The 13,293-nt window shown below is 69.6% G+C and carries 10 protein-coding genes; 7 read left to right on the plus strand and 3 right to left on the minus strand.

The genetic code is table 11. From position 1 onward, the window contains the following. Positions 1-13 precede the first annotated feature (13 nt). Positions 14-1,408: a class II 3-deoxy-7-phosphoheptulonate synthase gene (locus ACOZ90_RS12245; RefSeq protein ID WP_422893932.1), complete on the plus strand. Its 1,395-nt coding sequence runs from the start codon at positions 14-16 to the stop codon at positions 1,406-1,408. A 49-nt stretch (positions 1,409-1,457) separates the two neighbouring features. Here ACOZ90_RS12245 and typA read toward each other — a convergent pair whose 3' ends face one another. Continuing rightward, the gene (gene typA, locus ACOZ90_RS12250) at positions 1,458-3,317 is read right to left on the minus strand and encodes a translational GTPase TypA (protein ID WP_422893933.1); all 1,860 of its coding nucleotides are present in this window, start codon (positions 3,315-3,317) and stop codon (positions 1,458-1,460) included. A gap of 185 nt (positions 3,318-3,502) precedes the next feature. Here typA and ACOZ90_RS12255 point away from each other — a divergent pair, with 185 nt between their 5' ends. The 4 genes from ACOZ90_RS12255 to prpE all read left to right on the plus strand — a co-directional run bounded on the left by ACOZ90_RS12255 (position 3,503) and on the right by prpE (position 8,373). Next, a complete protein-coding gene (locus tag ACOZ90_RS12255; protein WP_422893934.1) occupies positions 3,503-3,997 on the plus strand; it encodes a peptidylprolyl isomerase in 495 nt (164 codons plus the stop codon). A gap of 103 nt (positions 3,998-4,100) precedes the next feature. Next, positions 4,101-5,300, plus strand: coding sequence for an aminotransferase class I/II-fold pyridoxal phosphate-dependent enzyme (locus ACOZ90_RS12260; protein WP_422893935.1), 1,200 nt, complete (start codon positions 4,101-4,103; stop codon positions 5,298-5,300). Between the two features lie 38 nt (positions 5,301-5,338). After that, a complete protein-coding gene (locus ACOZ90_RS12265) occupies positions 5,339-6,325 on the plus strand; it encodes a malate dehydrogenase (protein WP_422893936.1) in 987 nt (328 codons plus the stop codon). Positions 6,326-6,477: 152 nt separating this feature from the next. Beyond that, positions 6,478-8,373 (plus strand): propionate--CoA ligase, encoded by a 1,896-nt coding sequence (prpE, locus tag ACOZ90_RS12270; protein WP_422893937.1) that lies wholly within the window; start codon positions 6,478-6,480, stop codon positions 8,371-8,373. Positions 8,374-8,380: 7 nt separating this feature from the next. Here the strand turns inward: prpE and ACOZ90_RS12275 are convergent, their stop codons facing one another. Together ACOZ90_RS12275 and ACOZ90_RS12280 are read right to left on the minus strand one after the other, a co-directional pair. Continuing rightward, positions 8,381-9,748, minus strand: a complete 1,368-nt coding sequence (locus ACOZ90_RS12275) for a M14 family zinc carboxypeptidase (protein WP_422893938.1) — start codon at positions 9,746-9,748, stop codon at positions 8,381-8,383. Positions 9,749-9,802: 54 nt separating this feature from the next. Continuing rightward, on the minus strand, positions 9,803-11,053 hold the full coding sequence (locus ACOZ90_RS12280; protein WP_422893939.1) for a citrate/2-methylcitrate synthase: 1,251 nt from the start codon (positions 11,051-11,053) through the stop codon (positions 9,803-9,805). A gap of 116 nt (positions 11,054-11,169) precedes the next feature. On the opposite strand from ACOZ90_RS12280, the gene prpB reads away from it, so the two are divergent. Next, positions 11,170-12,051, plus strand: a complete 882-nt coding sequence (gene prpB, locus ACOZ90_RS12285) for a methylisocitrate lyase (RefSeq protein ID WP_422893940.1) — start codon at positions 11,170-11,172, stop codon at positions 12,049-12,051. Between the two features lie 57 nt (positions 12,052-12,108). Then, complete coding sequence (gene prpC / locus ACOZ90_RS12290) at positions 12,109-13,266, plus strand: bifunctional 2-methylcitrate synthase/citrate synthase (RefSeq protein WP_422893941.1); 1,158 nt, start codon at positions 12,109-12,111, stop codon at positions 13,264-13,266. Positions 13,267-13,293: the final 27 nt, after the last annotated feature.

Raw genomic sequence — 13,293 nt, forward strand, 5'->3', positions numbered from 1 at the left:
CCGGGAACTTCCGATGTCCAATACCGAACGCAACCTGCGCGCCGTGAACCTGCCTGCCGACTGGCGGCCCGACAGCTGGCGCGCGCGCCCGGCGCTGCAGATGCCGGTGTATCCGGATGCCGGCGAGCTGGCCGGGGTGCAGCGTGAGCTGCAGGCGCTGCCGCCGCTGGTCACCTCGTGGGAGATCCTCAACCTCAAGCAGCAGCTGGCCGAGGCCCAGGAGGGCCGGCGGTTCCTGCTGCAGGGCGGCGATTGCGCGGAGAACTTCGCCGACTGCAGCTCAGAGGTGATCTCCAACCGGCTCAAGGTGCTGCTGCAGATGAGCCTCGTGCTGGTGCACGGCCTGCGCCTGCCGGTGGTGCGGGTAGGGCGCTTCGCTGGCCAGTACGCCAAGCCGCGCTCGGCCGACACCGAATCGCGCGACGGCGTGGTGCTGCCCAGCTATCGCGGCGACATCGTCAACGGCCCCGAGTTCACCGCCCAGGCGCGCCGGCCCGATCCGCGGCGCATGGTCAAGGCGCACGCGCGCTCGGCGATGACCATGAATTTCATCCGCTCGCTGATCGACGGCGGCTTCGCCGACCTGCACCATCCCGAGTACTGGGGCCTGGAGTGGGTGGGGGACTCGCCGCTGGCCGACGAATACCAGCGCATGGTGTCCGGGCTGGGCGACTCGGTGCGCTTCATGGAGACCCTGGTCGGCGCCCAGATCCACGACCTCAAGCGGGTGGACTTCTACACCTCGCACGAGGCGCTGCTGCTGCCCTACGAGGAGGCGCAGACGCGCCAGGTGCCGCGGCAGTGGGGGTGGTTCAACCTCAGCACGCACTACCCGTGGATCGGCATGCGCACCGCTGCGATCGACGGCGCCCATGCCGAATACTTCCGCGGCATCCGCAACCCGATCGCGGTCAAGGTTGGCCCGTCGGTGACGCCCGACCAGCTGCGCAGCCTGATCGACCTGCTCAACCCCGACGACGAGCCGGGCAGGCTGAGCCTGATCCACCGCATGGGCGCCACGCAGGTCGCCGAGCGGCTGCCGCCGCTGCTGGAAGCGGTCAAGCGCGACGGCCGCCGGGTGCTGTGGGTGTGCGACCCGATGCACGGCAACACCGAGTCCACCAGCAACGGCTACAAGACTCGCCGCTTCCACAACATCCGCAGCGAGATCGAGCAGGCCTTCGACATCCACGCCGCCGCCGGCACCCGCCTGGGCGGCGTGCACCTGGAGCTGACCGGCGAGGACGTGACCGAATGCACCGGCGGCGCCCGCGAGCTGACTGATACCGACCTGTGCCGGGCGTACCGCTCGCCGGTCGATCCGCGCCTCAACTACGAGCAGTCGCTGGAGATCGCGCTGGCGATCGTGCGCAAGCACGCGCAGCTCAGGCGGCCGGTCGAGGCCTGAGCCGCAGGACGGTGGCGATGCCGCCGCCAGTCCGGAGACAGCCTGCGGCTTACGCCGAGCGGCTGGCCCGCTTGCGGTCGACCTCGGTGCGCAGCTTCTTGCGCAGGCGGATCTGCTTCGGGGTGACTTCGACCAGCTCGTCGTCGTCGATGAACTCCAGCGCCTGCTCCAGCGAGAAGCGCACCGGCGGTACCAGGCCGTCGTCGTCGTCCTTGCCCGAGGCGCGGAAGTTGGTCAGCTGCTTGCCGCGCAGCGCGTTGACGGTGAGGTCGTTGTCCTTGGAGTGGATGCCGACGATCTGGCCCTCGTAGATTTCCTCGCCCGGCTCGATGAACAGCCGCCCGCGCTCCTGCATCGCGATCTGCGCGTAGGCGGGGGAGGGGCCGGTGCCGTTGGAGATCAGCACGCCGTTGATGCGCTGGCCGATGTCGCCGTCGGCCTTCGGGCCGTAGTGGTCGAACACGTGGAACAGCATGCCCGAGCCCGAGGTCAGGGTCTTGAACTCGGTCTGGAAGCCGATCAGCCCGCGCGCGGGGATGATGAATTCCAGCCGCGAACGGCCCTTGCCGTCCGGCTCCATCGACTGCAGGATCGCCTTGCGCTCGCCCAGCCGGCCCATCACCGAACCCTGGTGCTCCTCTTCGATGTCGACCACCAGCGACTCGTAGGGCTCCTCCACCACGCCGTCGGTCTCGCGCACGATCACTTCCGGGCGCGACACCGCCAGCTCATAGCCCTCGCGGCGCATGGTTTCGATCAGGATCGACAGGTGCAGCTCGCCGCGGCCGGAGACCTTGAAGCGGTCGGCCTCGGCGGTGTCCTCCACCCGCAGGGCGACGTTGTGGCGGGTCTCGCGGATCAGGCGGTCGCGCAGCTGGCGCGAGGTCAGGAACTTGCCGCCGGAGCGGTCCTTGACGCCCGCGAACGGCGAATCGTTGACCTGGAAGGTCATCGAGATCGTCGGCTCGTCCACCGCCAGCACCGGCAGCTGCTCGACCGCGGCCGGATCGCACAGGGTGTCGGAGATGCCCAGGTTGTCGATGCCGGAGAAGGCGATGATGTCGCCGGCCCGCGCCTGCCCAACTTCCACCCGCTCCAGGCCCAGGAAGCCCAGCACCTGCAGCACCTTGGCGTTGCGGCGGCTGCCGTCGGCGGCGATCACGGTCACCTGCTGGTTGGTCTTCAGGGTACCGCGCTGGATCCGGCCCACGCCGATCACGCCCACGTAGCTGTTGTAGTCCAGCGAGGTCACGCGCATCTGGAACGGGCCGTCCGGATCCACCGGCGGCGGCGGCACGTGGGTGGTGATGGCCTCGAACAGCGGGGTCATGTCGCCGTCGCGCACGCTCTCGTCCAGGCCGGCGTAACCCTGCAGGCCGGACGCGTAGATGGTGTGGAAGTCGAGCTGGTCGTCGTTGGCGCCCAGGCGGTCGAACAGGTCGAAGGTCTGGTCAAGCACCCAGCTGGGGCGCGCGCCGGGGCGGTCGACCTTGTTGACCACCACGATCGGCTTGAAGCCCATCGCGAACGCCTTCTGGGTGACGAAGCGGGTCTGCGGCATGGGCCCGTCCATCGCGTCCACCAGCACCAGCACCGAGTCCACCATCGAGAGCACGCGCTCGACCTCGCCGCCGAAGTCGGCGTGGCCCGGGGTGTCGACGATGTTGATGCGCCAGACCTCGCCGGTTTCCGGATGCGTCCAGCGGATCGCGGTGTTCTTGGCCAGGATGGTGATCCCGCGCTCTTTCTCGATGTCGCCGCTGTCCATGACCCGGTCGGGCACGATGGCGCGTTCGTCGAAGGTGCCCGACTGGCGCAGCAGCTGGTCGACAAGGGTGGTCTTGCCGTGGTCGACGTGGGCGACGATGGCGATGTTGCGCAGGCGCTCGACGGAATTGGATTCTGGCATCGGGAAAGCCGCACCCTTGGGCCTTCGGCAGGCAGGCGCGGCGCAGTCAGTGGAGGAAGCCGACTATTATACCTTGCTGCGCTGCCGCATGGCGGCGGCCGGGGCAAAAAATTGCGCCCGTTCAGTTGAAACGCGGCCCGCCGGGCCGCATCTCCTCCCGCACACCCAGATCCGAGGATTCACGCATGTCCCTGCACGCCCTGTTCGACACCGACCGCGGCCAGATCAAGGTCGAGCTGCTGGCCGACAAGGCCCCGCTGACCGTCGCAAGCTTCGTCAACCTGGCCAAGCGCGGCTTTTACGACGGCCTCAACTTCCACCGCGTGATCGCCGACTTCATGATCCAGGGCGGCTGCCCGCAGGGCACCGGTACCGGTGGCCCGGGCTACAAGTTCGAGGACGAGGCCAACAACGGCGTGCCGCACGAGCGCGGCGTGCTGTCGATGGCCAACGCCGGCCCCAACACCAACGGCAGCCAGTTCTTCATCACCCACATCAAGACCGACTGGCTGGACGGCAAGCACACCGTGTTCGGCAAGGTGGTCGAGGGCCTGGAGGTGGTGGATGCGGTGAAGCAGGGCGACGCCATCAAGTCGGTGAAGATCGAAGGCGACGCCGACGCCGCGCTGGCCGCCAGGGCCGACCGCGTGGCCGAGTGGAACAAAATCCTCGCGGCCTGAGCGGAGCCACGCAGGCCGGGCACCCGCCTGGCCCGTGTTAAAATCGGGGGCTGCGGCAGGCGCGACACTGCCGCGGTTCCCACGTCGACAGGAAGGTGTCCAGATGCCCCAGCTTGCCCGGCGGATCGGCCGCGCCCGGCCCAGCGCCATCATGCAGGTTGCCCGCAAGGCCGCGCGCCTGAAGGCCGAAGGGCGGGACATCATCAACTTCTCGATCGGCGTGCCCAACTTCCTGCCGGGCGAGCACGTGTACGCCGCCGCGCACGCGGCAGTGGATGCCGACTCCGGCCAGTACGGCACCAACCGCGGCTCCGACGCGCTGCTCGATGCGTTCCTGGGACACCTGGAATCCATCGGCCTGCCCGGCTACACGCGCGCCAACTGCGCCACCGGCGTGGGCGCCAAGCAGCTGATCTTCAACCTGGCCGAGGCGCTGCTGGACGAGGGTGACGCGATCGCCTTCGCCACGCCCTACTGGACGAGCTACCCGGACATCGCCGCGATCGTCGGCGCCGAAGTGCGGCTGCTGCCGTGCCCGCCGGAGCAGGACTACAAGCTCACCCCCGCCCAGCTGGACGCCGCGCTGGCGGACAGGCCGAAGGTGTTCCTGTTCAACAACCCGTCCAACCCGACGGGCATGGTGTACACGAAGGACGAGATCGCCGCGCTGGCCGACGTGCTGGCCCGGCATCCGGACACCTGGATCATCACCGACGACATCTACAACCGGATGGTGTTCGACGGCGTGGGCTACCACAACTTCGTCCAGGCACGCCCGGAGCTGCGCGAGCGGCTGGTGTTCATCGACTCGTTGTCCAAGACCTGGGGCATGCCCGGCTGGCGCGTGGGCCTGATGGCCGGCCCGGAAGTGGTGGCCCAGGCGGTCAGCACGCTCAATTCCAACCACATCACCAGCCTGCCCGAAGTGGCCACCGCCGCCGCGATCGCGGCGCTGTCCGGCCCGCAGGACGTGCCCGAGGCCAAGCGCGCCGAATTCCAGGCCAAGCGCGACCAGGTGCTCGAGGCGCTGGCCACGATCCCCGGCGTCACCTGTCCGCGGCCGCAGGGCGCGTTCTACGTGTTCCCCGACATCAGCGTGGCCTTTGGCAAGTCGCACCAGGGCCGGGTGATCGAAAACGACATCGACCTGTGCACCGCGCTGCTGGAATCCCGGGGCGTGGCCTGCGTGCCCGGTTCCGCCTTCGGCGAGCCGCGCAGCATGCGGATCAGCTACACCTGCCCGACGCCGCAGCTGGCGCCGGGGCTGGAGCGCATCCGCGCATTCTTCGCCGAGCTGGACTGAGCCGGCCCCATACCCCACGCAAGCAAGAGGATCCCGTCATGAAAACGCCCGTCCGAGTCGCAGTCACCGGCGCCGCCGGCCAGATCGGCTACGCCCTGCTGTTCCGCATCGCCTCCGGCGAGATGCTGGGCAAGGATCAGCCCGTGATCCTGCAGATGCTGGAGCTGCCGCTGGACAAGGCCCAGGCCGCGCTGAAGGGCGTGATGATGGAGCTGGAGGACTGCGCGTTCCCGCTGCTGGCCGGCATGGTCGGCACCGATGATCCGGAAGTGGCGTTCAAGGACGCCGACATCGCCCTGCTGGTCGGCGCGCGTCCGCGCGGCCCGGGCATGGAGCGCAAGGATCTGCTGCTGGAGAACGCCAAGATCTTCACCGCCCAGGGCGCGGCCCTGAACAAGGTCGCCAGCCGCGACGTCAAGGTGCTGGTGGTCGGCAACCCGGCCAACACCAACGCCTACATCGCCATGAAGTCCGCGCCGGACCTGAAGCCGCAGAACTTCACCGCGATGCTGCGTCTGGACCACAACCGCGCGCTGAGCCAGCTGTCCAGCAAGCTTGGCAAGCCGGTGGGCGGGATCGAGAAGCTGATCGTCTGGGGCAACCACAGCCCGACCATGTACCCGGACTACCGCTTCGCCACCGCCGACGGCGCCTCGATCGGCGAGGCGATCAACGACCAGGCGTGGAACGCGGACACCTTCATCCCCACCGTGGGCAAGCGCGGCGCGGCCATCATCGAGGCCCGCGGCCTGTCCTCGGCCGCATCGGCCGCCAACGCCGCCATCGACCACGTGCGTGACTGGGTGCTCGGCTCCAACGGCAAGTGGGTGACCATGGGCGTGCCGTCCGACGGCAGCTACGGCATCCCCGAGGGCGTGATCTTCGGCTTCCCGGTGACCACCGAAAACGGCGAATACACCCTGGTCAAGGATCTGCCGATCGACGACTTCAGCCAGCAGTACATCGACAAGACCCTGGCCGAGCTGGAGGAAGAGCGCGCCGGCGTGGCGCACCTGCTGGGCTGAACGCGTGAGCCAATCAGGTTGACCGGATCGGTCAACGTGTCGAAAAGGCCCGGATTTCCGGGCCTTTTCGCGTTTCCCGGACGCTAAGACCAACGTCGAAGCGCGCCGGCGCGCGCGTGGGTCTAGCCTTGGCGGATACCACGGAGGTGGCCATGGGATACGAAGAGACTTATCGCCGTTCGGTCGAGGAGCCGGAGGCCTTCTGGGCCGAGCAGGCCGAAGCCATCCACTGGCACAAGGTGCCGGAGAAGATCCTCGACTACTCCAATCCGCCGTTCCGCAAGTGGTTCGTCGGCGGCGAGACCAACCTCTGCTACAACGCGGTCGACCGGCATCTTGAAGAGCGCGGCGACCAGCTCGCGCTGGTCGGTTATTCCACCGAGACCGGCAGCGTCCGCGAGCTGAGCTACCGCGAGCTGCACCGCGAGGTGAACGTGTTCGCCGCGGTGCTCGGCTCGCTGGGTGTGGGCAAGGGCGACCGGGTGGTGATCTACATGCCGCACACGGTGGACGCGGTGATCGCGATGCTGGCCTGCGCGCGGATCGGCGCGATCCACTCGGTGGTGTTCGGCGGCTTCGCGTCGAAGAACCTGGCGCTGCGCATCGACGACGCCGGGCCGAAGGTGCTGGTGTGCGCCGACGCCGGCAGCCGCGGCGGCAAGGTCATTCCCTTCAAGCCGCTGGTGGACGAAGCCCTGGGCCAGGCGCAGCACCCGCCCGCGCACGTGCTGGTGGTCAGCCGCGGGCTGGTCGGCGAGGTGCCGATGCAGGACGGTCGCGACCTGGACTACGCGCAGCTGCGGCGCGACCACGAAGGCGCGCAGGTGCCGGTGCAGTGGCTGGAGTCCAACGAGCCCAGCTACATCCTCTATACCTCCGGCACCACCGGCACGCCCAAGGGCGTGCAGCGCGACGTGGGCGGCTACGCGGTGGCGCTGGCGCTGTCGATGTGGGCGGTCTACGACATCCGGCCCGGGCAGGTGATGTTCTCCACCTCCGACATCGGCTGGGTGGTGGGGCATTCCTACAACGTCTACGGGCCGCTGATCGCCGGCGCCACCTCGATCATCTACGAGGGGCTGCCGGTGCGGCCGGATCCGGGGGTCTGGTGGCAGCTGTGCGAGCAGTACGGCGTGCGCACGATGTTCTCCGCGCCCACCGCGCTGCGGGTGCTGAAGAAGTTCGACACCTCGTACATCACCGACCGCGACCTGTCGAAGCTGGAGCACCTGTTCCTGGCCGGCGAGCCGCTGGACGAGCCGACCGCGCGCTGGATCTCCGACGTGCTCGGCAAGCCGGTGATCGACAACTACTGGCAGACCGAGACCGGCTGGCCGGTGCTGACCCTGATGCCGGGGCTGGACATGAAGCCGGTCAAGCTCGGCTCGCCGGGCCTGCCGAACCTGGGCTACAAACTGCGGGTGATCAACGAGGTCACCGGCGAGGACGCGCCGGCCGGCGAGAAGGGCGTGCTGGTGATCCAGCCGCCGCTGCCGCCGGGCTGCATGAGCACGGTGTGGCGCAACGACGAGCGCTTCATCGCCAGCTACTTCAGCCATTTCAACGAGCTGCTGTACAGCTCGCTGGACTGGGCGATCCGTGATGAGGACGGTTATGCGTACATCCTCGGCCGCACCGACGACGTGATCAACGTGGCCGGGCACCGCCTGGGCACGCGCGAGATCGAGGAGGCGGTGTCCAGCCACCCGGCGGTGGCCGAGGCCGCGGTGATCGGCGTGCACGACGAGGTCAAGGGCCAGGTGCCGGTGGTGTTCACCACCTTCAGGCAGCAGGGCGATGGCCACGCCAACGCCGAGATCGCCGAGCAGATGCTGCAGGCGGTGACCAAGCAGCTTGGCGCGGTGGCGCGGCCGGCGAAGGTCTACGTGGTCAGCGCGCTGCCCAAGACCCGCTCGGGCAAGCTGCTGCGGCGCTCGCTGCAGGCGCTGGCGGAGAACCGCGACCCGGGAGACCTGTCCACGCTGGACGACCCGGGCGCGCTCGAGGATGCGCGGCGGGCGATTGCCGAGGGGCGGGAAGGCGGCTGAGGCGGGCTCAGGGGTGGGGACTGGAAGGGTCGACGTCCTCGTCCAGCGTCCAGACGACGTCGCGGCCTTCCGGGTCGCGGCTGAGTGCGAAGCGGGCCGGTGAGCGGCTGCTGATTGCGGCCGGCGCGCCGGTGGCGGCGTCGGGGAGCGGCACGAGGAACAGGCCACCGGCGTCGATCACCCGGCGCGCGCGGACATCGCCCAGGTCGCCGACCTCGTTGATCCGGCCGCCGCGCTCGGCCAGCGCATGCTCGAAGTTCACCAGCACGTCCGCACGCGCCGGCTCCACGCCCGGGATCGCGAGGGTGGCGCCGGTGACCAGCAGATCCGGCCACACCCGGCCGTTCTCCGGCAGGTCGGTGTAGAGCGCGGTCGGCGTGCCGGCATAGCTGCCGCTGGCGATCGCATCCAGCGCCGCCGCCAGCCCCAGGAAGTTCAGCCGCCGTACCGCCTGCTTCTCCGGATCGCCCTCGATCCCGCCGGATTCGACCAGCACGGTGCTGGTACCCCAGGCGGTCATCATGTCGCCGAAGGCGCGCGGGTTGAAGGTGTCGTCCCAGCGCGCCATGTGGCCGGCGATGCGCGGCTCCAGCGCCGTTCGCATCACCGCAGCCACTTCCATCGCGCGCTGGCGTACCGGGTTGATCCCGCGCGTCCGTTCGAACGGCGGCGCCAGCAGGGCGATGGCCACGCCGCGGTCGCTATCGCCGGCGCGGTAGCCCGGGCGCTGGTCGTGCAGGTTGAAGCCGAACTCCGGCTCGATCCGATCGCGCAGCGCCTTCAGCGCCCGGCCTTCCGGCGTGGCCAGCGCGCGCGCGTCGCGGTTGATGTCGATGCCCTGGGCGTTGCGGCGCTGGAAGCGTGCCGCGCCGTCGGGATTGACCAGCGGGAAGAAGTGCAGCGTGGTGTCTTCGCGCAGCCGGGCCACCAGCGGATGATCCGGATGGGCGCCGAGGAAGTGGAACAGATCCGCCAGCGCCATCGTCGCGGTGCTTTCGTCGCCGTGCATCTGCGACCACAGCAGCACCCGGGTGTCGCCGTTGCCCCACTGCACGTGGCGCAGCGGACGGCCCTCGGCGCTTGCGCCGATCTGTTCAATCCGGAAGCCCGCTTCTGCCGACAGCAGCGGGGTCGCCACCTGCCACCAGTGCTCCGGCGCAAAGGTGCGCTGCTCAAGGCCTGCAACGCGGATGGCATCGGGATAGCTGCGATCCAGCTCGTCCAGCCATGCGGAAGGCGACGGCATCGCCGATGTCGTCGCGGTGGCGGATTGCGCATCAGTGCCGGATGCCTCTGCGGGCGTCGTGGCACAGGCGGCAAGCGTCGGCGCGAACAGCGCAAGCAGGCCGATGGTCAGCAGGCGGGTAGGGCGCATCGTGCAGTCCGGTTGAACGGGGATGATGGAGCCTCGCGGCCGCACCACGCCATGTCAATCGATCGCCGCGCCGCCCTGGTCTTCGGCGTTGCCGCTGGCGGCCGGTTGATCGCCGACATAGCGCGCGCGGGGACGGATCAGCATGCCCGACGCCTGCTGCTCCAGCGCGTGCGCCAGCCACCCGGCCAGGCGCCCGGCGGCGAACATCACCAGCGCCGGTGCGGCCGGCAGCCCGTGGGCGTGGCACAGCGCCGCCAGCAGCAGGTCGATGTTGGGGCGCTGGCCGCTGGCCTCCTCGGCGGCGGCGATGACCTGCTCCAGCCCGCGCATTGCCGGACTGCGGCCGCGCGCCTCGCGCAGCATGTCCAGCAGGGTGGTGGCACGCGGGTCGCCTTCGGGATACAGCGCATGGCCGAAGCCGGGCAGGTCGTCGCCGCGCGCCCAGCGCGCCGCCACGTGGGCGCCGGGGGAGGGCGCGGCGAGCGCCTCGCCGACCAGGGCGTGGGCGCGCGCGGTGGCGCCGCCGTGGCGCGGCCCGGACAGCGCCGCCAGCCCGGTGCAGACGGTGGCGTGCAGGTGCGCGCCGGTGGAGGCGACCACGCGCGCGGCAAACGCGGACACGTTGAGCTCGTGGTCGGCGCACAGCACCAGCGCGGCCCGCACCATTTCGGCAAAGCGCGGGTCACGCGGCTTCCAGTGCCGGGCCAGCAGCAGGTGCACCGGTGCGTTGGCCGGGGCCACGCCGGCCACCAGCGCGGCGTTCTGGCGCAGCAGGGCGGCGGCGATTTCGCGGCGCACCGTGGCCGAGGAGCTGAACGAGTGGCGCACTTCCAGCGCCAGCAGCGGGATCGCCGCCATCGCCCGCTCCAGCGGCGGCAGGCGGGCGTCGCCGGCCACGGCGCGCACGGTGTCGGGCCACTGCGGATCCAGCGGACGCGCGAACGGATCCTCCCCGCCGCAGTCCCACAGCAGCCGCGCGGTGTCTTCCAGCGTGGCTCCGCCGCGGGCCAGCGCCACCGCGGAGTGGCCGCGGTAGTAGGGGCCGTCGGTGCGGATCAGCGAGATCCGGGTTTCCATCACCGGCAGCCCGCGATCCAGGCTCTGGGCCGCGCCGCGCGCGGCGCCGCGGCCGGCGCGCTTGCGCTGCAGCAGTTTGTCCACGTCGCTGCGGCGGTACACGCGGCTGCGGTGATCGGCGCCGGGGCGCGACTGCACCAGCCCGCGGCTGACGTAGGCGTAGAGGGTGGCCGGGCTGATGCCGAGCAGTTCGCAGGCCTCGGGAGCGGGGATGAAATCGTCGTCCATGGCGATATATTGATTCAATTGGTCAAGATTGATCAACAGGTTGTTTGATGCGAGCCTGTCATCCGCCGCGGAGATCATTCCCCGGGTACCGCGGCCCGCATCCGCAGGAGCAAACGATGAGCCATGCCTCCCCCGGCGCGCGCTTCCGCGCCGCCCTCGCCGAAGAATCCCCGCTGCAGGTGATCGGCGCGATCAACGCCAACCACGCCCTGCTGGCCGAACGCGCCGGCTTCCGCGCCATTTACCTGTCCGGCGGCGGCGTGGCCGCCGGCTCGCTGGGCATGCCCGACCTGGGCATCAACACGCTGGAAGACGTGCTCATCGACACCCGCCGCATCACCGACGTGTGCGAACTGCCGCTGATGGTGGACATCGATACCGGCTTTGGCGCCAGCGCGTTCAACATCGAGCGCACCGTGCGCTCGCTGATCAAGGCCGGCGCAGCCGCCTGCCACATCGAGGATCAGGTGGGCGCCAAGCGCTGCGGCCACCGGCCGGGCAAGGAGATCGTGTCGCAGGGCGAGATGGTGGACCGCATCAAGGCCGCCGCCGACGCCAAGACCGATCCCGACTTCTTCCTGATCGCCCGCACCGACGCGATCCAGGTCGAAGGCGTGGACGCGGCCATCGAGCGCGCGATCGCCTGCGTGGAGGCCGGCGCCGACGGCATCTTCGCCGAGGCCGCCTACGACCTGGACACCTACCGCCGGTTCGTCGACGCGGTGAAGGTGCCGGTACTGGCCAACATCACCGAGTTCGGCAAGACCCCGCTGTTCTCGCGCGACGAACTGGCCTCTGCCGGGGTGGCGATCCAGCTGTTCCCCCTGTCCGCGTTCCGCGCCGCCAACAGGGCCGCCGAGGCCGTGTACACCGCGGTGCGCCGCGACGGCCACCAGAAGGCCGTGGTGGACGACATGCAGACCCGCGAGGAGCTGTACGAGCGCATCGGCTACCACGCGTTCGAGCAGCGTCTGGACGCGCTGTTCTCGAAGAAGTGATTCCCTGCCACCGGTCGTCCCGACCCGTGGCCACACCGCATTGACCGGAGACCCGACATGACCGAGACCACCCAGGCCCCCGCCTTCAAGCCCAAGAAGTCCGTCGCCCTGTCCGGCACCGCCGCCGGCAACACCGCGCTGTGCTCGGTGGGCCGCAGCGGCAACGACCTGCACTACCGCGGCTACGACATCCTCGACCTGGCCCGCACCAGCGAGTTCGAGGAGATCGCCCACCTGCTGGTGCACGGCACGCTGCCGAACAAGGCTGAACTGCGCGCGTACAAGGCCAAGCTCAAGTCGCTGCGCGGCATCCCGGCCGCGGTCAAGGCCGCGCTGGAGGAACTGCCGCCGTCGGCGCACCCGATGGACGTGATGCGCACCGGCGTGTCGATCCTGGGCTGCGTGGCGCCGGAGAAGGACGACCACAACCATCCGGGCGCGCGCGACATCGCCGACAAGCTGATGGCCTCGCTCGGCTCGATGCTGCTGTACTGGTACCACTGGAGCCACAACGGCCGCGCCATCGACGTGGAGACCGATGACGATTCGATCGGCGGCCACTTCCTGCACCTGCTGCACGGCGAGCCGGCGCCCGAATCGTGGGTCAAGGCGATGCACACCTCGCTGATCCTCTACGCCGAGCACGAGTTCAACGCCAGCACCTTCACCAGCCGGGTGATCGCCGGTACCGGCAGCGACATGTATTCGTGCATTGCCGGCGGCATCGGCGCGCTGCGCGGACCCAAGCACGGCGGCGCCAACGAGGTCGCCTTCGAGGTGCAGAAGCGCTACGACAACCCGGACGAGGCCGAGGCCGACATCCGCGAGCGGGTGGGGCGCAAGGAAGTGGTCATCGGTTTCGGCCACCCGGTGTACACGGTGAGCGATCCGCGCAACGAGGTGATCAAGGCGGTGGCGCGCGAGCTGTCCGAAGAGCAGGGCAGCATGAAGATGTACGATATCGCCGAGCGCCTGGAATCGACCATGTGGGACATCAAGAAGATGTTCCCCAACCTGGACTGGTTCAGCGCGGTCAGCTACCACATGATGGGCGTGCCCACGGCGATGTTCACCCCGCTGTTCGTGATCGCCCGCACCGCCGGCTGGAGCGCGCACGTGGTCGAGCAGCGCATCGACGGCAAGATCATCCGCCCCAGCGCGAACTACATCGGGCCGGAAGACCGCAAGTTCGTGCCGATCGACGAGCGCGGCTGATCCGCGCCGTCGTTACCGGTTCCACCG

Source organism: Luteimonas dalianensis (assembly GCF_049339425.1).
GTDB classification, from domain to species: Bacteria; Pseudomonadota; Gammaproteobacteria; order Xanthomonadales; family Xanthomonadaceae; genus Luteimonas; species Luteimonas dalianensis.